This is a genomic window from Pontixanthobacter luteolus, from assembly GCF_947494915.1.
In the GTDB taxonomy this organism is placed as follows: domain Bacteria; phylum Pseudomonadota; class Alphaproteobacteria; order Sphingomonadales; family Sphingomonadaceae; genus Pontixanthobacter; species Pontixanthobacter luteolus.
Genome location: NZ_CANLWR010000002.1, coordinates 283,510 through 305,712 on the forward strand (window position 1 = coordinate 283,510; position 22,203 = coordinate 305,712).

The 22,203-nt window shown below is 59.3% G+C and carries 29 protein-coding genes; 9 read left to right on the plus strand and 20 right to left on the minus strand.

Annotated features, from left to right (window positions below):
* The first annotated feature begins 13 nt into the window (after positions 1-13).
* Genes mutS through PO778_RS10200 form a run of 3 tightly spaced genes read left to right on the plus strand, consistent with a single transcriptional unit; the run spans position 14 to position 3,463 of the window.
* Positions 14-2,632 (plus strand): DNA mismatch repair protein MutS, encoded by a 2,619-nt coding sequence (gene mutS, locus PO778_RS10190; RefSeq protein WP_271439555.1) that lies wholly within the window; start codon positions 14-16, stop codon positions 2,630-2,632.
* 32 nt (positions 2,633-2,664) lie between these two features.
* Positions 2,665-3,099, plus strand: a complete 435-nt coding sequence (locus tag PO778_RS10195) for a hypothetical protein (protein ID WP_271439556.1) — start codon at positions 2,665-2,667, stop codon at positions 3,097-3,099.
* Entirely contained in the window at positions 3,074-3,463 is a 390-nt protein-coding gene (locus PO778_RS10200; RefSeq protein WP_271439557.1) for a YidH family protein, read from the plus strand. The genes PO778_RS10195 and PO778_RS10200 overlap by 26 nt, the downstream gene beginning before the upstream one ends.
* A gap of 36 nt (positions 3,464-3,499) precedes the next feature.
* On the opposite strand, the gene PO778_RS10205 is transcribed toward PO778_RS10200, so the two are convergent.
* The 5 genes from PO778_RS10205 to gluQRS form a co-directional block, all read right to left on the minus strand.
* Positions 3,500-3,844, minus strand: a complete 345-nt coding sequence (locus tag PO778_RS10205; protein WP_160731321.1) for a hypothetical protein — start codon at positions 3,842-3,844, stop codon at positions 3,500-3,502.
* A gap of 88 nt (positions 3,845-3,932) precedes the next feature.
* Positions 3,933-4,802, minus strand: coding sequence for a 3-hydroxyacyl-CoA dehydrogenase NAD-binding domain-containing protein (locus PO778_RS10210; RefSeq protein WP_271439558.1), 870 nt, complete (start codon positions 4,800-4,802; stop codon positions 3,933-3,935).
* 58 nt (positions 4,803-4,860) lie between these two features.
* Positions 4,861-5,457, minus strand: coding sequence for a cob(I)yrinic acid a,c-diamide adenosyltransferase (locus tag PO778_RS10215; protein ID WP_160731319.1), 597 nt, complete (start codon positions 5,455-5,457; stop codon positions 4,861-4,863).
* Complete coding sequence (locus tag PO778_RS10220; RefSeq protein ID WP_160731318.1) at positions 5,458-5,694, minus strand: HIG1 domain-containing protein; 237 nt, start codon at positions 5,692-5,694, stop codon at positions 5,458-5,460. It lies immediately after the preceding gene.
* A gap of 13 nt (positions 5,695-5,707) precedes the next feature.
* On the minus strand, positions 5,708-6,544 hold the full coding sequence (gene gluQRS, locus PO778_RS10225) for a tRNA glutamyl-Q(34) synthetase GluQRS (RefSeq protein ID WP_271439559.1): 837 nt from the start codon (positions 6,542-6,544) through the stop codon (positions 5,708-5,710).
* A gap of 142 nt (positions 6,545-6,686) precedes the next feature.
* Here gluQRS and PO778_RS10230 point away from each other — a divergent pair, with 142 nt between their 5' ends.
* The gene (locus PO778_RS10230; RefSeq protein WP_235903797.1) at positions 6,687-7,277 is read left to right on the plus strand and encodes an HNH endonuclease; all 591 of its coding nucleotides are present in this window, start codon (positions 6,687-6,689) and stop codon (positions 7,275-7,277) included.
* Positions 7,278-7,373: 96 nt separating this feature from the next.
* Here the strand turns inward: PO778_RS10230 and kynU are convergent, their stop codons facing one another.
* The 7 genes from kynU to dksA form a co-directional block, all read right to left on the minus strand.
* Positions 7,374-8,585 carry a kynureninase gene (gene kynU, locus PO778_RS10235; RefSeq protein WP_438944394.1) on the minus strand — a complete coding sequence of 404 codons (1,212 nt, stop codon included), beginning with the start codon at positions 8,583-8,585 and terminating at the stop codon, positions 7,374-7,376.
* A complete protein-coding gene (gene kynB, locus PO778_RS10240; RefSeq protein ID WP_271439560.1) occupies positions 8,582-9,208 on the minus strand; it encodes an arylformamidase in 627 nt (208 codons plus the stop codon). Before kynB ends, kynU begins: the two co-directional genes overlap by 4 nt.
* On the minus strand, positions 9,205-9,996 hold the full coding sequence (locus PO778_RS10245) for a tryptophan 2,3-dioxygenase (RefSeq protein WP_271439561.1): 792 nt from the start codon (positions 9,994-9,996) through the stop codon (positions 9,205-9,207). The genes kynB and PO778_RS10245 overlap by 4 nt, the downstream gene beginning before the upstream one ends.
* A 61-nt stretch (positions 9,997-10,057) precedes the next feature.
* Positions 10,058-10,447 carry a DUF4112 domain-containing protein gene (locus tag PO778_RS10250; protein ID WP_160731727.1) on the minus strand — a complete coding sequence of 130 codons (390 nt, stop codon included), beginning with the start codon at positions 10,445-10,447 and terminating at the stop codon, positions 10,058-10,060.
* Between the two features lie 89 nt (positions 10,448-10,536).
* The gene (locus PO778_RS10255) at positions 10,537-11,994 is read right to left on the minus strand and encodes an ABC transporter substrate-binding protein (RefSeq protein WP_271439562.1); all 1,458 of its coding nucleotides are present in this window, start codon (positions 11,992-11,994) and stop codon (positions 10,537-10,539) included.
* A 63-nt stretch (positions 11,995-12,057) separates the two neighbouring features.
* Positions 12,058-12,435, minus strand: coding sequence for a PilZ domain-containing protein (locus PO778_RS10260; protein ID WP_160731311.1), 378 nt, complete (start codon positions 12,433-12,435; stop codon positions 12,058-12,060).
* A gap of 116 nt (positions 12,436-12,551) precedes the next feature.
* A complete protein-coding gene (dksA, locus tag PO778_RS10265) occupies positions 12,552-13,010 on the minus strand; it encodes an RNA polymerase-binding protein DksA (protein WP_160731726.1) in 459 nt (152 codons plus the stop codon).
* A gap of 289 nt (positions 13,011-13,299) precedes the next feature.
* Here dksA and PO778_RS10270 point away from each other — a divergent pair, with 289 nt between their 5' ends.
* Complete coding sequence (locus PO778_RS10270; RefSeq protein ID WP_271439563.1) at positions 13,300-13,629, plus strand: SEL1-like repeat protein; 330 nt, start codon at positions 13,300-13,302, stop codon at positions 13,627-13,629.
* A 10-nt stretch (positions 13,630-13,639) separates the two neighbouring features.
* Here PO778_RS10270 and PO778_RS10275 read toward each other — a convergent pair whose 3' ends face one another.
* Genes PO778_RS10275 through PO778_RS10295 form a run of 5 tightly spaced genes read right to left on the minus strand, consistent with a single transcriptional unit; the run spans position 13,640 to position 16,926 of the window.
* Positions 13,640-14,776 carry a GNAT family N-acetyltransferase gene (locus tag PO778_RS10275; protein WP_271439564.1) on the minus strand — a complete coding sequence of 379 codons (1,137 nt, stop codon included), beginning with the start codon at positions 14,774-14,776 and terminating at the stop codon, positions 13,640-13,642.
* The gene (locus PO778_RS10280) at positions 14,773-15,546 is read right to left on the minus strand and encodes a glycerophosphodiester phosphodiesterase family protein (RefSeq protein ID WP_271439565.1); all 774 of its coding nucleotides are present in this window, start codon (positions 15,544-15,546) and stop codon (positions 14,773-14,775) included. Before PO778_RS10280 ends, PO778_RS10275 begins: the two co-directional genes overlap by 4 nt.
* On the minus strand, positions 15,518-15,979 hold the full coding sequence (locus tag PO778_RS10285; protein WP_271439566.1) for a RidA family protein: 462 nt from the start codon (positions 15,977-15,979) through the stop codon (positions 15,518-15,520). The genes PO778_RS10280 and PO778_RS10285 overlap by 29 nt, the downstream gene beginning before the upstream one ends.
* 30 nt (positions 15,980-16,009) lie before the next feature.
* Positions 16,010-16,639, minus strand: coding sequence for an HAD family hydrolase (locus PO778_RS10290; RefSeq protein ID WP_271439567.1), 630 nt, complete (start codon positions 16,637-16,639; stop codon positions 16,010-16,012).
* Entirely contained in the window at positions 16,636-16,926 is a 291-nt protein-coding gene (locus tag PO778_RS10295; RefSeq protein WP_333908201.1) for a DUF3572 domain-containing protein, read from the minus strand. Before PO778_RS10295 ends, PO778_RS10290 begins: the two co-directional genes overlap by 4 nt.
* A gap of 76 nt (positions 16,927-17,002) precedes the next feature.
* Here PO778_RS10295 and PO778_RS10300 point away from each other — a divergent pair, with 76 nt between their 5' ends.
* The gene (locus PO778_RS10300; protein WP_160731305.1) at positions 17,003-17,371 is read left to right on the plus strand and encodes a response regulator; all 369 of its coding nucleotides are present in this window, start codon (positions 17,003-17,005) and stop codon (positions 17,369-17,371) included.
* Here the strand turns inward: PO778_RS10300 and PO778_RS10305 are convergent.
* A complete protein-coding gene (locus PO778_RS10305) occupies positions 17,368-18,036 on the minus strand; it encodes a Pycsar system effector family protein (RefSeq protein ID WP_271439568.1) in 669 nt (222 codons plus the stop codon). The two genes, PO778_RS10300 and PO778_RS10305, sit on opposite strands and share 4 nt — an antisense overlap.
* A 62-nt stretch (positions 18,037-18,098) precedes the next feature.
* Between PO778_RS10305 and PO778_RS10310 the strand changes: the two genes are divergently transcribed.
* Entirely contained in the window at positions 18,099-18,338 is a 240-nt protein-coding gene (locus tag PO778_RS10310) for an acyl carrier protein (protein ID WP_160731304.1), read from the plus strand.
* Positions 18,339-18,340: 2 nt separating this feature from the next.
* A complete protein-coding gene (gene spt / locus PO778_RS10315; protein WP_271439569.1) occupies positions 18,341-19,621 on the plus strand; it encodes a serine palmitoyltransferase in 1,281 nt (426 codons plus the stop codon).
* 177 nt (positions 19,622-19,798) lie between these two features.
* Here spt and PO778_RS10320 read toward each other — a convergent pair whose 3' ends face one another.
* Complete coding sequence (locus PO778_RS10320; protein ID WP_271439570.1) at positions 19,799-20,644, minus strand: sterol desaturase family protein; 846 nt, start codon at positions 20,642-20,644, stop codon at positions 19,799-19,801.
* Positions 20,645-20,697: 53 nt separating this feature from the next.
* On the opposite strand from PO778_RS10320, the gene PO778_RS10325 reads away from it, so the two are divergent.
* Positions 20,698-21,390, plus strand: a complete 693-nt coding sequence (locus PO778_RS10325; RefSeq protein WP_271439571.1) for a Crp/Fnr family transcriptional regulator — start codon at positions 20,698-20,700, stop codon at positions 21,388-21,390.
* 3 nt (positions 21,391-21,393) lie between these two features.
* On the opposite strand, the gene PO778_RS10330 is transcribed toward PO778_RS10325, so the two are convergent.
* A complete protein-coding gene (locus PO778_RS10330) occupies positions 21,394-22,041 on the minus strand; it encodes a YqaA family protein (RefSeq protein WP_438944395.1) in 648 nt (215 codons plus the stop codon).
* Positions 22,042-22,203: the final 162 nt, after the last annotated feature.

A 22,203-nucleotide genomic window follows, 5' to 3' on the forward strand; every position in this document is an offset into this window, starting at 1 on the left:
GTAGTCCGTGGCGATGTCGGGCAAAACCACCCCTATGATGGAACAGTACCATGCGCTGAAGCAGCAGGCCGAAGGATGCCTGTTGTTCTACCGCATGGGGGATTTCTTCGAATTGTTCTTCGACGATGCAAAACAGGCGGCATCGATCCTCGACATCGCGCTGACCGCACGAGGCAAGGATAGCGGGGATCCGGTCCCGATGTGCGGGGTGCCGGTCCACGCCGCCGAAGGCTATCTGGCCCGCCTGATCAAGGCCGGATGCCGGGTCGCCATCGCTGATCAGGTGGAAACACCGGAACAGGCGAAACAGCGCGCAAAACGGGAAGGCACTCCCTCATCGAAGGCGCTGGTGAAGCGCGACATCGTCCGCTTCGTCACGGCTGGCACCCTGACCGAGGAAGCCCTGCTGGAACCGCGCCGCGCAAATATGCTTGCGGCTGTGTGCGAGGTGCGCGGGTCCATCGGAATTGCCAGTTGCGATATCTCCACCGGGCGGATGGTGCTGGAAAGCTGCGATCCCGGCAATCTGCACGCTGCCCTCGCCCGCGTCGGTGCCAGCGAAATCATCACCCCCGATGACTGGGCCGGAAGGCTAGAAGATACGATCAGCCGGCCAAAATCAGATTTCGGCAGTGACGACGGCGAAAGGCGGCTGAAGACCCTGCACGAGGTCAAGACGCTGGATGGCTTCGGCGATTTCGACCGGGCAATGCTGGCTGCCGCAGGCGGACTGATCAGCTATCTTGAACATGTCGGCCGCGGCGATCTGCCACTGCTGCTGCCGCCCCGTGTGCGTGCAGGCGAAAGCCAGCTCTCCATGGACGAGGCGACACGGGCGAGCCTTGAGATACTGACTTCGCAGCAAGGGGGCCGCCAGGGCAGCCTGATCGCCGCCATCGACCGCTGCGTTACCGGAGCCGGCGCCCGCCAACTGGCTGACGACCTGTCCGCGCCCCTGTGCGACATGGCCGCAATTTCGGGCCGGCTCGCACTGGTTCACTACTTGCACCAGGACCCGCTGCTCCGCGCTGATTTGCGCGATGTCCTCCGCTCGCTGCCAGATATCGGCCGCGCGCTTGGACGTGTGGTGGCGGGCCGCGGCAGTCCGCGGGACCTGGGCCAAATTCGTGACGGGCTGGCAGAAGCCCGCAGGGTTCGTGATTTCCTGTCGCACAAGCCAGACCGCCCGGTGCTGCTCGAAAGCTTGCTGCCGCTGATGGGCGGGCATGGCGCGCTGGTCGACCTGATGCAGCGCGCACTGGTCGCAGCCCCGCCTACCGAACGGCAAAACGGCGGATTTATCGCCGAAGGTTATGACGCATCGCTGGACGAATTGCGCCAGGTTTCGGGCAATGCGCGCCGGGCAATCGCGGCTCTTGAAGCGCGCTATCGCGACGATACCGGCATCGCTTCGCTGAAGATCAAGCACAATGGTGTGCTCGGCTATTTCATAGAAGTCCCGGCGCGCCATGCCGACACGTTGATGGCACCTGACAGCGGCTTTACCCACCGGCAGACGATGAAAGGTGCAGTGCGATTCAACTCGCTGTCGCTGCATGAAGAAGCTGGCCGGATCAGCGAAGCGGGCGGGCACGCGCTGGCCGCTGAAGAGGAACACTTCGAAATGCTTGCCGCGCAGGTTGTGGCCGCGCGCCAAGAGATTGCAGCGACAGCAGATGCCTTGTCGCGGATCGATGTGAGCGCCGGGCAGGCTGAGCGCGCAGCCGAAGGCGATTGGTGCCGCCCGCAAATCAGCGAAGACACCGTTCTGGCCATCGTCGGCGGCAGGCATCCGGTGGTCGAAGCTGCTTTGGCGCAAGCGGGGGACCGGTTTGTCGCCAATGATTGCACATTGGTGCCGGAAGACCGGCTGTGGTTGATCGGCGGGCCAAACATGGGCGGTAAATCGACATTCCTGCGCCAGAATGCCCTGATCGTGTTGTTGGCGCAGGCTGGCGGCTATGTCCCTGCAGAGAGCGCACAGATCGGGCTGGTGGATCGGTTGTTCAGCCGGGTCGGCGCATCGGACAATCTTGCCCGCGGCCGCTCGACATTTATGGTCGAGATGGTCGAAACCGCCGCGATCCTTTCCCAAGCGACAGATCGCAGCTTCGTAATCCTCGATGAGGTAGGGCGCGGCACCTCGACATATGACGGGCTGGCACTGGCGTGGGCGGTGGTCGAAGCGGTGCACGAAAACAATCGATGCCGGTGCCTGTTCGCGACACATTACCACGAGCTGTCCCGCCTTGCAGACAGATGCGATGCACTGTCCTTGCATCACGTGCGCGCCCGCGAATGGAAGGGCGATCTGGTATTGCTGCACGAACTGGCAAACGGCCCCGCTGACCGCAGTTATGGACTGGCCGTCGCAAGGTTGGCGGGAATTTCGAAGCAAGTCGTAGCGCGCGCCAAGTCGGTGCTCGACAAGCTGGAGAGAGGCCGCGCAAAAACTGGTGGACTGGCGGCCGGACTGGGCGATTTGCCACTATTTGCTGCCGTTCAGGCCGACGATGATGAACCCGGCGACCCCGTGCGCGAAAAATTGTCGGAACTCGACATAGATGCTCTCTCTCCGCGCGAAGCCCTCGAAATCCTGTATGAAATCAAGCGCGCTGCGGAATCTACCTGACATTAAGAATTTGCCCTTATGTCAGGGACACTATGTCGCAAAATCTATCTCGATTTAAGTTCGGCACACTCGCCTTCGTAGGCGCGGTAGCCTTTGTCGCAGCCAATCTGGTCGGTACAGAAGACCAGGAAGGTGTCGTCGCTCAATTCGTCGACGAAGATGATAGCAGCAACAGAACGCGCGCTGCCGCCCCGCCCCCTCCCGTCGCCATGCAATCTGAAATTGCACCGCCGCGCGAGGAGTACCAACCGTCTGAATTCTATGCTGACGACGAACTGGTTGAAATGGCAGAGGGATTCGATCCTACGCCGGACGGCCTCGATGAAAATAATTTTCAAGAAGATAACGCTGCGACTCCGCGCGTTCAGGCACAGGTTCCGCGGCGCGCGGCAAACGACAGCACGGTTGCCGAACCCGAGGAAGGTGATATCGTCATGATCGATGGCAGAGCCGGACCCTTCTTCTAACGATCTCGCTGAACAGCGCACCGACTGGGCGGAGGACCGCACGGTCCAAGCGACCGAGCGGACATATGCCGGTTGGCTGCGGACGGCATTTGCAGCAATCGGCATCGGCCTAGCGTTTCGTGCCCTGTTTGGGGAATTGCAGCCGCCCTATCTGGCGAAATCGATTGCGACGATTTTCATCTTGATCGGCGGACTTGTTTCATGGTCGGCTCAGCGCAATGCATGTCGGACCCTGTCACGGCTGAATTCCCATGATATCGACGCCCCGCGCGCGTTACATATGCGCTGGCTCAGCTACATTGTTAGCGCGGGGGCGGTGATATTGGCCGTAGCCCTGTGGATGCTTAACGCAGACGATATGTAGTCAGTCCTGCATCCTGAAGGCGCGGCTAACCTGAAATCAGGTGCCGTCGCCGCGCAATCCGTCCAATTTCTTGTCCTTGCCGTATTTGTCGACATTGTCGTCGTGGTTCGGCTCGTTTGCGTAGGCATCCATGTCGATGCGGCCCGAACTTTCCATGTCGCGCATGTGATCGATCGTATCCTGTTCCGACGAACCGAGCGGCGTCTGCCCGCGCGCATCCTTCACGCTTTCGGTCGGACTCTCGGTTTCTTCGGTCAGGGCCTGCGCTTGCTGCGCCACTTCCTGAGCCTGGTTGCGATGATCGTCTTGCTCGTCATTGTGGGTTTCCGGCGCGAGGCCGGACTGGCGTTCTTCCTGCGAAAGTGTCTTGCGGTCAGTCATTGAGAAATCTCCTTTGCCTGACCAACGGTTGAGCACCGCGCTGTGTTCCGCCCATTGAACGGGGAAAGGCGGCGCATGCGGCGAACCGTCAGCGGGTTGGCACCGGTGCCTCGCCTGAATAATCGTAGAAACCACGGCCTGTCTTGCGGCCAAGCCAGCCTGCTTCGACATATTTTACCAGCAGCGGCGCCGGGCGGTATTTGCTGTCGCCGGTGGTATCGTAGAGGACTTTGATAATCTCGAAACAGGTATCCAGCCCGACAAAATCGGCAAGCTGAAGCGGACCCATCGGGTGGTTGAGTCCCAGGCGGCAGCCCTTGTCGATGTCTTCGATATTGGCCGTGCTCTGACCGAGTACGAAAATCGCTTCATTAATCATCGGAAGCAGGATGCGGTTCACGACGAAGCCGGGTTCGTCTTGCGACAGGACGACTTCCTTGCCCAGGCTTTCGGCAAATGCGGTGATCCGGTCGGTGGTGTTCTGGGCCGTGGCCAGGCCCGGGATGACTTCGATCAGGCCCATCACCGGCACCGGATTGAAGAAATGCAGCCCGATGAAGCGTTCGGGATCGGGCGCGTAATTGGCCATCCGCGTAATCGGGATCGAACTGGTGTTGCTGGCCATGATCGCATCAGCCGACAGAACCTTGCCGGCGGCTTCGAAGATCTTACGTTTGATCGCTTCCTGCTCGGTCGCCGCTTCGATGATCAAATCCGCATCGGCCATGGCTGCATTATCGGCGATCGGTGTAATCCGGGACAGAGCCGCTTCGGCATCTGTGACCTCGATCTTGCCGCGGCCAACCAGCTTGCCAAGCGCCTTCTCAATGCCGCCCTTGGCCGTTTCAGCCACTGCCAGCTCAATGTCGGAGAGCATCACATTGATGCCATTCTGGGCGACTGTCTGGGCAATGCCCGAGCCCATTTGACCAGCACCGATGATTGCGACTTTACGCATCTGAAATCCCTTCGCACATGCAGCAAAAGGGCCTGTTAGCGATTGATGGCTGGTCTGACTAGCGCTTAGCGCCTCTGCTCGCACCGGGCACCCATTTCACGTCGCGTGTGCCGTTATCGTTGAGCACACGGGCCAGAACAAACAGATAGTCCGACAGTCGGTTGATATAGGCAAGCGCCTGCGGATTTGTGGGTTCTTCCGCCGCCATGGCGGTCAGCGCGCGTTCTGCCCGGCGAACCGATGCACGGGCAATGTGGGTTCGCGCAGCAGCTTCTGATCCGCCTGGAAGAATGAAACTGGTCAACGGCTGCAAATCGGCATTCAGCGCATCGATTGCAGTCTCCAGCCAATCGACCTGCGGCGCGACGATCCGCAGCACCATTTCCGAGGGTTCAAAATCCGACCCGCCGAATTCGCCCAGCGGGGTGGCAATATCCGCGCCCAGATCAAACAGGTCGTTCTGTATTCGCTCGACATCGGGGGCATGGGCACCGCCTTGCAGCGACACGGCGGCAAGGCCCAGCGCACTGTTGGCCTCGTCTACAGCCCCGATGGCATCCATCCGCGCGGCATGCTTCGCAACGCGCGAACCATCTACGAGCCCCGTTGAACCATCGTCACCCGTGCGGGTGTATATCTTGTTGAGTTTGACCAATTAACCCGCGCGGCTGATGCCGAGGATGATCACCACGACAAGAATGGCCAGCCCCTGATACTTGATCCGGGCGAACATGGCCTTGTTTTGCCTCAGCTGCATTTCGGTTGCGTCTTGGCTTTCGCCAGTTTCAAGATCGATTTTCGTGCTTTGCAGGAAAGCCACGATGCCACGAACCAGCGACACGACCACCAGAATGCAGAGAATTGCGAGAACGATAATCAGAAATGTTGTCATGACACCTACCTAGTTACCGACCAAGCGAAATACCAGCGGGAAGGTTCCCGCTGCGCAGCGCTTTGGCCAGCGCGAGTCCGTCCTCGCCGGCCAACCGTCGATCCTTAAGCGATGCGGAATCGCGCCGCTTGGCCAATTTCTGCCCGCTCTCGTCCATCAGCAAATCGTGGTGATGCGATACCGGCACCGGCAGCCTGAGCAGTTCCTGAAGCAGCCGGTGGATATGGGTCGCCGCGAACAGGTCCGCCCCGCGCGTCACCAGCGTTATTCCGTCGCTCGCATCGTCGAGCGTGACCGCCAGATGATAACTTGCAGGAGCATCCTTGCGGATAAGCACGACATCGCCGAACAGATCGGGCCGTGCGGCTTGTTCCCCTACAAGGGCATCGCGCCAGATCAGCGGCCCCGCGATTTCCATCGCTTTTGCCATGTCGATGCGGAATGCGGCATCGGGCCGGTTCGGATCGATGCTGCGGCCTTTGCAGGTTCCTGGGTAAATCGGGCCGTCCGGGCCTGTCTGTGTCGCCGATGCGGCAATTTCCGCACGGGTGCAGGTGCAGGGATAAAGCACGCCGTGCTGGCCGATCAGTACGTCGCGCGCCGCTTGCTCGTACCGTACAAGGCGGGTGGACTGGGCCGGCACTTCCTCCCATTCAAGCCCCAGCCATTGCAGATCGCGGCGGAATGCTTCCGCCAGTTCGGGCTTGCTGCGCGGGCCGTCGATATCCTCGATCCGCAGCAGAAAACGGCCCCCACCCTCCCGCGCAAGATCATGCGCGACTATCGCGGAATAGGCGTGGCCCAGATGCAGCATCCCGTTGGGGCTTGGAGCAAAGCGGGTAACGATCATTCAGGCTTCCTGCTTTGACGAACACCGCACGGCCGGGCGAACAAGCTTGTGGATTGACACCTTGTAACAGGCTTGACGCTTTCTGGCGCAAATGATCTTCTTGTGTCCATCAGGAGGGAGCATTTGCGTGTTCAAAGCTGAACTGATCGAAACTGCGGCGCAATTCAGGCGCGCTGAAGAGGATGGAGGCCGCAATCTTTCGGCGTGCCCCGCGCTCGTCCTCAATGCGGACTACACGCCGCTGTCCTATTATCCACTGAGCTTGTGGCCGTGGCAAACCGCGATCAAGGCGGTGTTCCTTGACCGGGTCGACATTATCGAGAGTTATGACCGCGAGGTTCATTCGCCCAATCTCGACATGAAGATCCCCTCCGTCATCGCGCTGCGCCAATATGTTAAGCAGAGCGAATTTCCCGCCTTCACCCGTTTCAACCTGTTCCTGCGCGACAAGTTTACCTGCCAATATTGCGGCAGCGGCCAGGATCTGACGTTCGACCACGTGATTCCGCGCCGACTGGGCGGCAAGACCACGTGGGAAAACATCGCCAGCGCCTGCGCCCCCTGCAACATGAAAAAGGGCGGCCGCACACCCGAACAGGCGCATATGAAACCAGTCAATCCGATCCGGCCGACCAGCTGGCAATTGCAGCACATCGGCAAGGGGTTCCCGCCGAACCACCTGCACGAGACATGGCGGGACTGGCTGTACTGGGATATCGAGCTGGAAGGGTGATCGATTCCCAAGCAATATGGGATGACTTTTAGGATCGAGAAACCAGCCGCCTAATCCTGCGCTGAATTTTTCGCAGCCGATCGCCTGACCCGAGTGTTACGTGACAGCCGCGCGCTTTTTGAACTGCGGCGCGTCCCACTCGTCATTTTCCAGAATTTCCGCGAGCGCGTTGACCGCCTTCGCTGCATCCTCGTAGCTGACATAGGCCGGTGCGAAACCGAACCTCAGAATATCGGGATCGCGGAAGTCACCGATCACACCGCGCGCGATCAGCGCCTGGCACAGTGCATAGGCGTCCTTATGGCGGTAGGATAGCTGACTGCCGCGCATCGTTGCGTCCGCAGGGCTGACGCATTCCAGCTGCGGGCAATGTTCAGCCATCGCAGCACGGAAGAATTCGGAAAGCGCGCGTGATTTGGCAACCAGCGGTTCGATGCCGATTTCTGCCATCAGGTCGACCCCGCACTCCAATGCCGCCATCGCCAGCACCGGCGGCGTGCCGGCGAGCAGGCGGGAAACGCCGGCGGCTGGCTCGTATTCATCTGAAAAAGCGAAGGGCGCAGCGTGGCCCATCCAGCCGCTGATCGGATTATGCAGCGCATCGTGATGCCGCTCGGGCACAAAGGCATAGGCAGGCGCGCCGGGTCCGCCGTTCAGATATTTGTAGCCGCAGCCAACCGCCAAGTCGGCATTGCACGCATTTAGGTCCACCGGCACCGCGCCGCCGCTATGCGACAGATCCCATAGCACCAGCGCGCCCGCATCATGCGCCGCCTTGGTCAGCGCGGCCATATCGAACATCTCGCCGGTCTTGTAATGCACATGCGTCAGCATCAGCAGCGCAACATCATCATCCAGCGCATCGACAATTTTATCCCGCGCAGCCAGACGCTGAGCCGCCGGGCTGCCTTGCACCATGTAAAGATCAGTCGGGAAATTGCCGGGTTCGCTGAGCACCACATTTCGCCCGGGGCGCATTTGCAACGCGGCACCGATCAACTTGGACAGGTTCACCGAAACACTGTCGCAAGCGATCACTTCATGTGGCTGAGCGCCGATGAGCGGGGCGATCTTGGCGCCGATACGCTGCGGCATCCCGATCCAGTCTGCGCTGTTCCAGCTGCGGATCAGGTCGCGGCCCCATTCTGCATCGACAACCTGCGACACACGCTCTCGCGTGGCCCTGGGCAGCGCGCCGAGCGAGTTGCCGTCGAGATAGACCACGCCTTCGGGCAAGTCGAACCGGCCGCGAAATTCCGCCAGCGGATCACCGGCATCCAATGCCCGGGCTGTGTCTATCAGGCTCATGTCAGTTCCCTCAGGATCGCGCGGATCGGCGATGCGTCAGCGCCCGCCAAAGGCAGCGGCAGCGCAATCAGTTCATACCGCCCCTCCGGCACATCATCGAGGACGAGCCCCTCCAATATGCGCATATCTGCGGCGAGCACGGCCTTGTGCGCATCCATCGTCTTTGAGTCCTGCGGGTCTATCGACGGCGTATCGATACCCACCAACCTGACCCCCTGCAGCGCGAGCCATTTGATCGTTTCTGCGGCAATAGCGGTAAAGCCGGTTTCCCACGCTTCATGCGGGAAGGTTTCGTAAGTGCGAAACAGGATACGGTCTGCGGAATGCAAGTGCGGCAAATCGCCTACCTCGATCGCCGCACCGACGCCGCGCGCATCCACCACGAGGCATTCGCCGATATAGGGCTCTAGCGTGGAAGACGCGCTGTCGAGACCTGCCTCGTCATAGTGCAGCGGCGCATCGGCATGGGTCCCTGTATGGGTAGACATTGACAGGCGCGAGACATTGACCGGCGATCCATCCGCCATCTTCCAGGTCCGTTCATGGGCGAATTCGGTATCGCCCGGCCAGACCGGCAATCCGGGCCGCAGACGCTGCGAAATATCCCATATCCGTGCGCTCATATCGCGGTCCGCACCGACAGCAATTCAGGGAAGAATGTCTGCTTGAGCACCGCTTCCAGATAGGGGACCCCGGCGGTCCCGCCAGTGCCTTTCTTGAAGCCGATAATCCGTTCGACAGTCTTGAGATGTCCAAAACGCCAGCGCTGGAAATGATATTCGAGATCGACCAGTTTTTCGGCCAGTTCGTACAGGTCCCAGTGTTTGTTCGGGTGGCGGTAGATCTCCGCCCACGCTGCTTCGACAGCATCCGACGCAGACCATGGTGCCTGCGGGTCACGTTCCAGTACATCCTGCGGAATTTCGAACCCGCGCCGCGCAAGCAACCGGACAACTTCATCATACAGGCTCGCGCGGCGCAGTTCGTCTTTCAGCAGAAGCGCGATGTCGGGCGTTGCCTCGTGCATGGTGACCATATCGGGATTGCGGCCGCCCAGCAGGAATTCCATCAGACGGTACTGCGCCGACTGAAATCCTGAGCTCGTACCCAGATGCGGCCTGACCAGCGAATAGTCATGCGGGGTCATGGTCGACAGAACGTCCCAGCTGGAAATCAGCTGCCCCTGCGCGCGGGCGACGCGGGCAAGCATCTTGAATGCAGGGCGCAGAGTGTCGGCGGCAATGTGCTCTCGCGCCTCGGTCAGTTCATGCAGGCAAAGTTTGAGCCACAGCTCACTCGCCTGGTGAACGATGATGAACAGCATCTCGTCATGCGCATCGGATGCAGGGTGCTGGGCGGACAAAATCCGGTCCAGATCGAGATAGCTTGAATAGGTAACGCCCTTGGTCATGCAGGCGCTATAGAGGCAAACCGGTATAGTTTGAAACTATCTTCGCAGCGGCTTCGCCTGCTCAGCTATCGATCACACGGGATGACGGGTGATGCTTGTCGAGGTGCTTCTTCACGATCCGCAGATTGCGCGTGTTCGACCGGAACAGGAAATCGGCCGCGTCGCCAACCAGCGGGACAACACCCAGCACAGCGTCAAAACCGACATTGCCCATCATGCGCCATATCTTCCACCGCGGCAGGCCCAGATTGCGGGCCTCCCAAACGATATAAGCGCCCATGGCGGTGGTCACTATATCGCCCAGCACCGGAACCAGGCCGATCAGTGAATCCAGTCCGATAGGATAATTCACACCCGGAATTTTGAAGCTGCGTTCCAGCAGCATCTCCATGGCTTCGATACGTTTGCGGATCGAAACGGGATCTGTGCCGGTCGGCAATTCGAACCCCATGGGCCTCGCTCGGCCGCTTTCGCCAGGTTCCGAGGTATAAGGTTCCGGTTTGTAAGGTTCCAGCTGGACCATGAATACTCCTTTGGCTCCTAGATGGGGCGTCTGGCCATCGGGAACAAGGGATGGAGGCCCCACCGGTTTTCGGAGAAGCCGTCTACATTGCCGCGGATCAGCGACCAGCGGATGGGCGCGCCCAGCGGAATATAAACATTGGAATCCAGCAGGGCCTGTTCTGCGCTGCGCATCAATGCCGCGCGCTGGGCCGTGTCGGTTTCGGCGATTGCCCGGCCCACAAACGCATCGGCCTCTTTTGAACACAGGCCGCGCTTCAGGTCGCAATTGAACTGGTTGAGGAACCAGCGATCATCGGAGTACCGGGCCAACCGGTCCACCAGGCGCAGGTCAGGTCTCTGGTTTGGCTGAACCCGGACAAGCGTGATCCCTACTTCCGCAAGATTTGCAGCCAGGCTGGCAAACAGCGTGTCGGAACCCGGGCCTTCAGGAAGGGCCATGGTCAATTCAAGCGAGTCCCCTGACGCGAGCCTTGCTCTAGCAGCTGAACGCCGTTCCTCGATGGACATCTGCGTCCACCTTTCCTGCGGCTCGAAACTTCTGCCGGGAAGATTTGCAGGGGCAATCCGCGTCGAAGGAGTCCAGCCGCCGATATTGAAGGGTTGCAGCAACGCCGACCGGTCGATCGCCATTGCAATCGCTTCGCGGCGCGAAGGCTCCGCCAGCAAACCATTCGCGTTGGTGATTTGCAGCCCGAACAGTCCGAAAACCGCATCAAGGCGGACTGTCCCGCTCGACAACGGCCCGGTATCGGCCATCGGCAGGCTCGCTAACCGACCATTGAAGACCGCATCGGCATTTCCCTGTTCGAATGCTTCGGTCGCCTGCCGGGCGCTCATGCTTGAAACATCCACCACGCGGAACTGCTCGCGCCACTCGTCAATATCGGTGTCTTCTGGAAGATCAGGTGGCATAACCGTCAACCGGACGCCTTCATCGGTCGCCTCGGAAACCATGGGACCCGCGCCCGCTCCGCCGCGCCTCAGCCCGAGTTCCGGCTGTGCCATCAATTGCAGGAATTGCGGCATCTGGCTTTTCAGCCTGATTTCCACCACCCTGCCCGTCATCGCGCGGATTTCATCGATAATTGTCAGATCGATGCCCAGCGAGGTCCCCTTCAGATCGCGAATGTTCTGTCGCAGTGCAGCCTGCACGCTTTCGCCGGTCATCGCCGTGCCATCAGGCCAGTCAGTGTTCTGAAGCCGAAAAATATAGCTGAGGCCGTCTTCTGTAACGATCCAGCGTTCCGCCAGGGCAGGCACAACGTCGCCTTCGTCGTTGAGGGAAACGAGGCCTGCAGACGTCGCTGCCCGCAGGTGCTGTCCCGCCGGCGAGAGGCGCAACCCGTTTGCCTGCAAATCCGATGGTGAACCTATAAAGACGATCTTGGTGGTATCGTCGCCAGCACCAAGACCGCAACTGGCGAGGCCCAGCAGGCCAAGAATTGCCAGAATCGTTTGAGGTGCCCGCGCCATTGTAGGCGAGATAGCAGGAAGCCGGGCGATCGTCAGGTCGGAATTGCTCCGGCCCAAAATATCCTAGAGCTTGCGCAGCTTGCTCTTGTCCAGAATTGCTTCCGGCGGAAGCAATGAAGACGGGCGCGTAAAGCGAGGGGATTCGTAGTTCAGGCTTTCGACCGGCGCGCGGGCCAGCTTGGGGTCGATCTCTTCCGAGAAAGCTATCCCGAAGCGCGCATCCTGAACCCAGGCAACGATCCCGTCGATCCAGCCGATATTCCTGAGATTGATCGCCAGTTTCGCCCCTCGCGAAACAAGTGCGCCACCTTCGGCCATCATGCCACCGGGCGAAAGATTACGGACCTTGACACGCGAAACGGTATCGTCCCCTTCGGGACGAATTTCAGCCATAAGAAACAGGCTGTCACGGTGAATATCGCGAGTATCGACGCTGGACATTTTGCGCGCTGGCCCCTTTCGTTTACGTCGTTGGACTGCCTTGTTCAGGCCCCAGCGATATAGGGGTTCAGTGGCTAATGAAGCTTTAAATCCGGTGCAGAAAAAACTGTGTGAATTCAGTCGTCACGTGAAATTTTTTCACGTCTTTCATGCGCCTGTTGCGCTTCGACCGTCATCGTGGCGACGGGCCGGGCGATCAACCGTTTGAGACCGATCGGATCACCAGTGACTTCACAATATCCGTATTCACCCTCGTCGATGCGGCGCAGTGCGGAGTCGATTTTGGAGATGAGCTTGCGCTGCCGGTCACGGGTGCGCAGTTCGATGCTCCAATCAGTTTCGCTGGATGCGCGGTCGTTCAAATCCGCTTCTCGGATCGGGCCGTCCTGCAACGATTGCAGCGTCGCAGAAGAAGCATCATGGATGGATTTTTTCCACTCCAGCAACAGCATTCTGAAATAGTCCAGCTGCTTGCCACTCATGTAGGATTCGTCATCGCTCGGAACATAATCCGGCTCAAGCGAATGCTTCACCTTTTCAAGGATCTTGGTGTCGTCGGCAGACGCGCTAGGCATAAAGTCCTCGGCTCCCAAATCTGTCCTGTTGCCGCTCCAGAACCTTTCGGCCTCTCTCCCGGTCGGCAACTTCGAGTGATCGAATGGCCGCGCCTATAGGCGGGCGCATCTGAGCGCACAAGACGCAATCCACGAAGCGGCATCATCTGGCCCAAAATAAACCTCCGCAATGCTGTGCTTGGTGACTCTCCATTAATTTTATCGGCACCGCGTTAACCATTTGTTGACCATGTTCGGGCGAACCAGTGTTCACCGGCAGGGGGAATTGCCGGAAACAGGGGACTAAAAAATGAAACTGACCTCAATTGACGGCGGCAACGCTCAGAAACTGGACACCAAAGCCGCAGACCAACTGGTCGCAGAATGCCTCGCATCTGCAGCGCAGGGCGATGGGACCGCATATTTCGATCTGGGCGTGGCTTTTTCTACCGGCAGTCACAGCGCACCGTGCGATCTGGTGGAAGCGCACAAATGGTTCAACCTTGCTGCCGTCGAAGGCCACGAGGAAGCGGCCTGGTGCCGGGCTGATGTTTCAGATGAAATGACAGCGCGCGAAATTGCCGAGGCACAGCGCCGCGCCCGGGAATGGCTCCGCGCAAGTGACCGCAAAGTCGCCTGAACCCGGACGCTTACCCTTTCTTGAAGGGCGTTCGTTCGCCCAGATACATCTGATCAATCTGAATACCTTCGCGTTCCCCTTCGAGGAACTCGGCGACTGCAGCACGAAATCCGGGATCGGCGATCCAGTGGGCTGACCATGTCGTGACCGGTTCATACCCGCGGGCCAGTTTGTGGCCGCCTTGCGCGCCCGCCTCAACCCGGTTCAATCCGCGTTCGATGGCGGCATCGATTGCCTGATAGTAGCACAGCTCGAAATGGAGGAAGCGGCGGTCTTCGCTGCACCCCCAATAGCGGCCGTAAATCGCGTCGCCGCCAATGAAATTCAGTGCTCCGGCGATCGGCACGCCATTTTTCAGGGCAAGGATCATCAGGATTGCATCGCCCATGCGTTCACCCAGCAGCGTGAACGCCTCGCGCGTAAGATACGGCGTGCCCCATTTCCGCGCGCCGGTGTCCTGATAGAAATTCCAGAACGCGTCCCATTGGCTTTCGCCGATTTCTGCGCCGGTCAGGTGCAGGATTTCCAGCCCCTCTACAGCTGCCGCACGCTCTTTCCGCACGGCCTTGCGCTTGCGCGAAGCAAGCTGGTCCAGAAAATCGTCGAAGGTCGCATAGTCGCGGTTTTCCCAGTGGAACTGGATGTCGCTGCGCAGCATCCATCCGGCCTGTTCGAAGATCGGCAGTTGGCCCGGTTCGATGAAGGTTGCATGCGCCGACGAAAATCCGTTTCCCTGACAAAGCTGCTCCGCTGCCCGCAAAAGCGGCACCGCATATTCAGGGTTTTTGAACAGCAACCGCGGGCCCGTTGCGGGCGTGAAAGGCGCCGCAATCTGCAATTTTGGGTAATATTCGCCGCCGGCCCGCTGATACGCGTCCGCCCAGCCATGATCGAATACATATTCGCCCTGGCTATGCCCCTTCAGGAATGCAGACATCGCGGCCAGCAACTCTCCGCCTTCCCCTTCGATCACAATGGGCGCGCTTTGCCAGCCGGTGCCCGGCCCGATGCTGCCGGAATCTTCCAGCGCGGTCAGGAAATCATGGCGGACAAACGGGTTATCGCCGCCTGCCAATGCATCCCACTCAGACTTGGCAATCGCGCCGACAGAACCGGCGACTTTCGCGACCAGGGCATTGTCGCTCAAACCAGCCCCTCGCCTTCGGATATCAGCGCATCGACATTCTCCAAGGCCACCGTGCGCAGCTCTGCGGTTTTCACTGTCCAGCTGGCAACCGGAACGCCGCGCCCGCGCTGCGCAGCGATGAAGGCGCTTGGCAGATCGCGGACGTCGCAAGCGAGGAAATCTGGCCTGGCATGCCACATCGCCAGCCGCCGCTTGGCCGGGCCGAGAGGACCGCGAAAATCACGATCCTTCAGCACCAGCCCGCGAACCGTGCGCGGTGCATGGGCGGAGAACCACCGGGAAACGCGCGGATCGAAACTCATCACACCATATTTGCCCTGATATCCCTCAAGAGCGCGGTGGACCTCCATGCAGAGCGAGTTGATCCGCCGGTCATACGCCGATTTCAATTCGATCAGCACCGGCACCTGCCCGCCCACCTGATCGAGGAAACGCGGCAGGGACTGGATTGCATCATTGCTGCCCGACAGCCGGACTTCTTCCAGCTGCGCGGCATCCAGTTTTGCAACCGGGCCGGACAAGTCGGTCAGGCGGTCAAGGTCCCAGTCGTGAAACACCATCGCGCGGCCATCACGCGACCGCTGGATGTCGCATTCGATGCCCATCCCGCGGCGGATCGCATCGGCAAATGCACCGGATGAATTCTCCGGCACGCCCGGCGCATGCAGTCCGCGATGGGCGAATTCCCATTCTTTGATCCAGGCAATCTTACCTGCATCCGGCGCGGGTGCGCGCCAATTATCAAGCAGACGAAACAGCAATGATCGCATCCACCTCTACCGCCGCATTCAGCGGCAACACTGGCACCCCGACCGCACTGCGCGCGTGACGGCCAATGTCACCGAAAACTTCCGCCATCAGATCCGATGTGCCGTTGGCGACCTTCGGCTGATCGGTAAAATTGGGGACGGAGTTGACGAATGCACCAAGCTTCACGATCCGCTGCACCCGGTCGAGCGAGATTTGCGCTTCGACCAATTGCGCCAGGATCATCAGCCCGCAGGCCCGCGCTGCCGCGATGCCGCGATCGAGATTGACGTCTTCGCCCAACCGACCGGTCACCAGATTTCCGTCAACAAACGGCAATTGTCCAGACACGTAGGCTAGATCGCCGTACACCACGACCGGCATATAGCTTGCGACCGGCGCCGCCGCTTTCGGAAGTGTAATGCCCAGTTCGTTCAGTCTCGCATTGATGCTCATCGCGTGTCCCCTGCTCCTGCCTGTTCCTGCCTACTCACTGTCGCCATGCAGCTGGTCCAGCAACCATGGCAGCGCGTCATTCCAGTTGTCTATCCGGGCGTGCGCGTGTCCGGCCTCGAATGCACAGTCGATTTTCGACGCTAGCATCGGTTCACCGCAAAGATGCAGGCGCTTCACATGCGGAACATCGACAGACACCGATTCGTGATGCTGCGGCAGGTCATCAATGAAGATTGCCCTGCTCGGCTGGTATTCTTCCATGATCCTCGACAGGGCCGGCCCCTTCGGCCCCTGATTGGTGAACACTTTCGCGTGCAGATCGAACTTGGCCAGTTGCTCTGTCCGTTTTTGCTGCCGTTCGTCGTTGAGATTGGTCAGGATCACCACCTCGGCATTTTCAGCAATCGCGTTGATACCTTCGATGGCGCCTTCGATCGGGGTTTGCCGGTGCATCTCCGTGTCGAAAAATCCGCCAAGCAGCCGCCAGATATCCTTCTCGCCGACCAGCTCGCCGCTTTCCTTCCAGCGCATGGCGTTGGCGAAATTGTTTTCTTCCATACGAAATTCCACCCCTTCGCTTTCGGCCAGCCAGTCGCGAAACGGGGCGACCATATACAGCAGCACTTCGTCACAGTCGGATATCAATAGAGGGCGGTTCATCGGGTCAGGCTTTCATGCGCGGCGACGATATCCTGCGGTTTGACCTGCAGCGTATCGGCAGCCTCGATAAGATCGGGTTCGTGATTGATCAGGAATTCTAGCACTGCGGCCAGAACGCCCCGATCGGATAATCGGTCCCGCAGGATATCGGGCGTCAGCCCGGTAAGTGCAAGCAATCGCGCGGCGCGGTCATCATCGCTGAGCACCCAGCCCAGCGCTGCCAGGGCCAGGCTTTCGGCGCCAATCGCGCTCTGGTCGGGGGATTTGCTGCCGTGCAGAATTGTCAGACTCCCGCTTGAGTCATAAGGAATGGTTGAAGGTCCAGAAGGGCCATCGATCCAACGACCCCGGGTGAACCACGCAATGACAAAGAGAATCCTCGTTGTCGAGGATAACGACCTCAACAGGAAACTGTTCTGCGATGTACTGAAAGCCAATGGCTTTGAAGTGGAGCCTGTGGCCGACGGGGAACTTGCGCTGAATGCCGCACGCGCATTCGCACCGGACCTCGTGATCATGGACATCCAGCTGCCCAACATCTCCGGGCTCGACCTGATCGAGGCGTTCAGCAAAGACGCCACCATCAGCGATGTGCCGATCCTGGCCGTGACAGCCTATGCCGGGAAAGGTGATGAAGACCGTATTCGCGATGCAGGCGCCAAGGGGTATCTGTCAAAGCCGGTATCGATCGGCCCGTTCATGAATGCGGTTAAGGGCTTGCTACCAGCCTAAAGTGCGAATGATTCCACTGCGAACGCGATCAGCGTCAGGAACAGGCCGGAGATAAATATCCGGTATGCAAGGCCGAGAAAGCGGTATTTGCGCCGCGCCAGCACCTGCCCGTTCTGGTAGACATCATGCATCATCGCCCGGAACACCGTTTCGTCCGCCTGCATTTCCTGCAGGATCGAAGCAGTCCACTCCTCTTCGTCCAGCTCGGCAAAATGGCCGAAGAACAATTTGTTCGGCCGCGCCCCTGTTTCATTCGGCTTCCTCACCGATGGTAACACCGCCATCACCGCGCACAGTGAACTGAGAAACGAAAACAACGCCAGCAGCATCAGCGACACGGGGTTGTCACCGGCAAGGGTGCGGCTGATCGACAGTGAAAACACCAGGAACGTCGCCCCCATCAGGATCGACGCTTTCTGATCTGCCATTTGCGAAAGCGTGAGCGTGTTTATCTGCGCCGTTCGCATCATGTGGATGGCGTGCGCCGAATAGGCCGGCGTGGGCGGAGTGGTGTTGATCCTCGTCGCTTCGCTCGACACTGGCGTTTCGTGTTCCGTCTCAGCCATGTCGTTCCCCGCCCGGCGAATATGAATCCCTTGGCGACAAGGCTTGCCATTGGCGCTAGCGCTTGACAAGCAGACGTTCTGGCCGCTTTTCGGCCCCATTCACATGGCAAGCGCGCCAAGCAGCGCGAAAATGCGACCTTTTCTAGATAGGAATTACCCAAATGGACCGTGCCGAAGTCGACAGCAAGATCCGCACACTGATCGAACCCTTCAACAAAAAAGGGGTGGAGCTGAAAGACGAAACGACATTCGCGGGCGATCTTGAATTCGACAGCCTGACGGTGATGGATTTCGTCGCTGAGATCGAAGACGAATTCGACATCATCATCACGATGAACCAGCAGGCCGATATCGAGAATTACGGCCAGCTCGTCGATGCCGTAAACAAGCTGCAGGACTGAACATGACCGAAGGCATTTCGCAGCCGGACCAGCCGGAAACTCTCGAAGGCGGATCGAAAGATCTGTTCAGCAAATTCGACGACATCATCCAGATGCGCGAAGGATTGCTGGCCAGCGGAGTAGAAGACCCGTTCAACCTTGTGATGGAGAAAGTGCTCTCCCCCACCCGCGCAATTTGCAACGGACGCGACACGATCCTGCTCGGCACCTACAACTATATGGGCATGACGTTCGATCCCGATGTGATCGATGCGGGCAAGCAGGCATTGGCCGATTTCGGCACGGGTACGACCGGCAGCCGGGTTCTCAACGGGACCTATCAGGGCCACCGCGAATGCGAGGAAGCGCTGAAGGAATTTTACGCCATGGATCATGCCATGGTGTTTTCGACCGGCTATCTCGCCAATCTCGGGATCATCTCCACCATCGCCGGAAAGGGCGATTACATCATCCTCGACATCGATAGCCATGCCAGCATCTGGGATGGCTGCGCGATGGGCAATGCCGAAGTCGTTCCGTTCAAGCATAATGACGTGGAAGCGATGGAGAAACGCCTGCGCCGCCTGCCCGAGGATGCCGGCAAGCTGGTGATCCTCGAGGGCGTCTATTCGATGCTCGGCGATGTCGCTCCGCTCAAGGAAATGGTCGCGGTCGCCAAGAAATACGGCGCAATGGTCCTGGTCGACGAAGCGCACTCAATGGGCTTCATCGGTGAAAATGGCCGCGGCGTGGTGGAAGACGCGGGTGTAATCGACGAAGTTGACTTCATCATCGGCACGTTTTCCAAGAGCGTCGGGACCGTCGGCGGTTTCTGCGTTTCCAACCACCCGAAATTCGAGATCATGCGGCTGGTTTGCCGGCCCTATGTCTTCACCGCATCGCTGCCCCCCAGCGTGGTTGCCACCGCTGAAACAAGCATTCGCAAGCTGATGCACGGCCACAACAAGCGCGCGCATTTGTGGGAAAATTCGAAGCGCCTCCACAAGGGGCTTACCCAAATGGGCTTCGAATTGGGCACGAAAGAACCGCAAAGCGCAATCGTGGCCGTCATCATGCCCGACCTCGAAAAAGGTGCGATGATGTGGGAAGCGCTGCTGAAAGAAGGACTTTACGTCAATCTCGCCCGGCCGCCTGCAACACCAGCGAACATGACACTGCTCCGCTGTTCGCTGTGTGCAGAACACAGCGATGAAGAAGTTGGCACTATTCTGGGGATGTTCGAACGGGCGGGCAAATCAACCGGCATCCTGGGCCAAACCTCCGATCAGTCAGAAGGTTCGTAAGGCGAGAATCCCCGGTGCAGGGCCTTACCGCTCGTTAGACGCAGGCTGCTTGAAGTCCGCCGGGAAACCGAGCAGCCGCAGTCTTGCTGACAGCTGCCATCGCCTGAGCTTGTCTGGGCAAATACATGTTTGTTAGGCGGCCGGGAGCTTGCGCCCCCGGCCGCCACCCCGAAGGGTTCACGCAACCTTGTTGGCTGCGCCCTCTCCAACCGATGTTTCGATTTCGGTGCCTTCCCTGAACAGCGGCCAGGCCAATTGCTGGCCAAGCGTCGCCTTGGGCAGGTTTTCAACGCCGTAGCTTTCGGGATAGCTGCGGGTGATCTTTGCGGTGCCGAACAGCACATCCCAAAAGAACAGCAGGTTTCCGTAATTACCCTTGTAATGGGTGGCCTGATCGTCCGCATGGCGCCCGTGGTGTGCATGGTGCGTCGCCGGGGTCGAGATCGTGCGTTCAACCACCCACATCAGCGGGCTGAGCCATTTGATTGCATAAAGTGGCCTGTCCCATGCAACGTCGCTGTGGGCACCGGTGATAACCAGCAGTTTCACCACGATGTATCCGGCATAGACCCAGCCGAGCCCCATGTAGATCAATACGCCGCTCATCCAGATGCCCGGCATCATCGCGTAGTAAAACAGGTTGTTCCGGTACACGAGGCGGATGCTCATATACCGCGCATTATGATGCGCACGGTGCAGGTTATACAGCCAGCTGAAACTGTGGCTGGCGCGGTGCCACCAATACTGCGTCATATCGTCGAGAATGAGAAAGAGCGCGATCGCGGCAAACACGTTGATGCCTGCGAGCGCGCCCTCCCATTGCGGTGCGATGACCCCCATCAATGCACCAGCGGTAAACAGGACAGCCGGCTGGGTCAGACCCAGCAGGGTAAAGGTGGAGACTATTTCTACGATGCCATCATCGCGCGTCTGCTCTTCCTTGCGGAGCAGGTTGGAACGCCAGAGTTCCAGTATCGCATAGCCGAAATAGATAGCGAGAATGGCAATGGTCGATGATGGCATGACAGGCTCCTCCACTTGCGAGGCAGCCGGATAGAGCATAATGCCGCTGATGAATGTCAAATATTATACATTTTACCGAAGAACCGGCCATGCGGTCACTGGTTGCACCGACACTGTTCGGGGTGCTGGATACCAATCTGCGCACCGGCCTGCTGGCGAATGCGCCGGTGCTGAGGTTTTCGGACACTCAGATCATCCAGAACAAGGGTGACGAGCCGGACGGTTTCTGGGTTATCAAATCTGGAGCCGTCAAAGTCGGGCAGTTCAGGCCGGACGGTGAGTTCAGAGTGATCGCCATCCTGTCGGCCGGCGATTCCTACGGCGAACTCGCGATGTTCGCGGATTCGAGCCGGGCAGTCGATTCCGTCGCGGAAGGCGAAGTCACTTTGAACTGGATAGAACGTGCCGCGTTCGAACAGGCCATCATGAATGATAGCGCTGCGATGCGCAGCCTGATCGGCGCTCTCGCTGCGCAGCTGCAGGAAATGATCAACCTTGTCGCAGGGCTTGGAAACGGAACCAGCAGTGCGCGGGTCTCGGCAGTGCTCGCGAACCTCTCAGGCGGGGCGCAGGGCCAATCCACGATCCGTTTGGGGCAGCAGGATCTCGCGGAACTAACCGGGCTGACCCGTGCAACGGTCAACAAATGCCTGAGCAGCCTGGAGAGCCGCGGCGTTTTAACCCGCCATTACGGCAGGATCGTCATTCACAATCAGAAGGCACTGAGAAATCTGGCCTTCGGCTGACGCTCAGCGGCCCTGAATTTCGGTCGCCGCCTCACACTTGTCCTTCACCTCTTCATTGCCGCCGCTGAGATAGCTGATGGCGAAGAACCCGCCGACAACCAGCAACACGAATGCCGCCGTCACGGTGCCAAGATACTGGTCGATCACCCGCTTGATCGGGGCACCGAACAGACGGAAAAGAATGCCGACCGTCATGAAAATCATCGCCCGTGCGGCCAGACTGGCGAGAATGAACGGCACCAGCGCCATTTCGATGAAACCCGCTGTGATCGTCAGCAGTTTGAACGGCACCGGGGTCGCGCCTGCGATCAGGATCGCCTCGACATCGTATTCGCGCAGGTAACACGCCGCGACGGGGAAGCTCTTGCTCAGCCCCAGCAGGTCGATCAGTTGTTTCCCGACGGTATCGTACAACCCCCAACCGATCGCATATCCCAGTAGCGCACCGGCGACCGAGGCAAGCGTGGCAACCACCGCGAAACGGATCGCCTTCGACGGTTCGGCCAGGCACATCAGGCCGAGCAGCGGGTGCGGCGGGATCGGGAAAAAGCTGGCTTCCACGAAACAGAAGAACGCCAGCCAACCCACCGCATGGGGATGCGCCGCCTTTTCCATCGTCCAGTCGTAAAGACCGCGCAGCAATTTCATCATGTCGGAGTGCTATCCTGTAAGTTTGTCACCGTCTAAGCGAGGCGGCGAAGCAGAGCAACGAATAACAATTAACCTATATGGCACTTTCTTATTGACATCGTCACGCTCTTTGGTTAGGTGAGAAGAACATCGCGATAGACCGATTCGAAAACGGGCGGCCCA

Coding starts and splice junctions, on each gene's coding strand:
- mutS (WP_271439555.1), top strand. CDS start 14: ATGTCGGGCAAAACCACCCCTATGATGGAACAGTACCATGCGCTGAAG.
- PO778_RS10195 (WP_271439556.1), top strand. CDS start 2,665: ATGTCGCAAAATCTATCTCGATTTAAGTTCGGCACACTCGCCTTCGTA.
- PO778_RS10200 (WP_271439557.1), top strand. CDS start 3,074: ATGGCAGAGCCGGACCCTTCTTCTAACGATCTCGCTGAACAGCGCACC.
- PO778_RS10205 (WP_160731321.1), bottom strand. CDS start 3,844: ATGACTGACCGCAAGACACTTTCGCAGGAAGAACGCCAGTCCGGCCTC.
- PO778_RS10210 (WP_271439558.1), bottom strand. CDS start 4,802: ATGCGTAAAGTCGCAATCATCGGTGCTGGTCAAATGGGCTCGGGCATT.
- PO778_RS10220 (WP_160731318.1), bottom strand. CDS start 5,694: ATGACAACATTTCTGATTATCGTTCTCGCAATTCTCTGCATTCTGGTG.
- gluQRS (WP_271439559.1), bottom strand. CDS start 6,544: ATGATCGTTACCCGCTTTGCTCCAAGCCCCAACGGGATGCTGCATCTG.
- kynU (WP_438944394.1), bottom strand. CDS start 8,585: ATGAGCCTGATAGACACAGCCCGGGCATTGGATGCCGGTGATCCGCTG.
- kynB (WP_271439560.1), bottom strand. CDS start 9,208: ATGAGCGCACGGATATGGGATATTTCGCAGCGTCTGCGGCCCGGATTG.
- PO778_RS10245 (WP_271439561.1), bottom strand. CDS start 9,996: ATGACCAAGGGCGTTACCTATTCAAGCTATCTCGATCTGGACCGGATT.
- PO778_RS10250 (WP_160731727.1), bottom strand. CDS start 10,447: ATGGGGTTCGAATTGCCGACCGGCACAGATCCCGTTTCGATCCGCAAA.
- PO778_RS10255 (WP_271439562.1), bottom strand. CDS start 11,994: ATGGCGCGGGCACCTCAAACGATTCTGGCAATTCTTGGCCTGCTGGGC.
- PO778_RS10260 (WP_160731311.1), bottom strand. CDS start 12,435: ATGTCCAGCGTCGATACTCGCGATATTCACCGTGACAGCCTGTTTCTT.
- dksA (WP_160731726.1), bottom strand. CDS start 13,010: ATGCCTAGCGCGTCTGCCGACGACACCAAGATCCTTGAAAAGGTGAAG.
- PO778_RS10270 (WP_271439563.1), top strand. CDS start 13,300: ATGAAACTGACCTCAATTGACGGCGGCAACGCTCAGAAACTGGACACC.
- PO778_RS10280 (WP_271439565.1), bottom strand. CDS start 15,546: ATGCGATCATTGCTGTTTCGTCTGCTTGATAATTGGCGCGCACCCGCG.
- PO778_RS10285 (WP_271439566.1), bottom strand. CDS start 15,979: ATGAGCATCAATGCGAGACTGAACGAACTGGGCATTACACTTCCGAAA.
- PO778_RS10290 (WP_271439567.1), bottom strand. CDS start 16,639: ATGAACCGCCCTCTATTGATATCCGACTGTGACGAAGTGCTGCTGTAT.
- PO778_RS10300 (WP_160731305.1), top strand. CDS start 17,003: ATGACAAAGAGAATCCTCGTTGTCGAGGATAACGACCTCAACAGGAAA.
- PO778_RS10305 (WP_271439568.1), bottom strand. CDS start 18,036: ATGGGGCCGAAAAGCGGCCAGAACGTCTGCTTGTCAAGCGCTAGCGCC.
- PO778_RS10310 (WP_160731304.1), top strand. CDS start 18,099: ATGGACCGTGCCGAAGTCGACAGCAAGATCCGCACACTGATCGAACCC.
- spt (WP_271439569.1), top strand. CDS start 18,341: ATGACCGAAGGCATTTCGCAGCCGGACCAGCCGGAAACTCTCGAAGGC.
- PO778_RS10320 (WP_271439570.1), bottom strand. CDS start 20,644: ATGCCATCATCGACCATTGCCATTCTCGCTATCTATTTCGGCTATGCG.
- PO778_RS10325 (WP_271439571.1), top strand. CDS start 20,698: ATGTCAAATATTATACATTTTACCGAAGAACCGGCCATGCGGTCACTG.
- PO778_RS10330 (WP_438944395.1), bottom strand. CDS start 22,041: ATGATGAAATTGCTGCGCGGTCTTTACGACTGGACGATGGAAAAGGCG.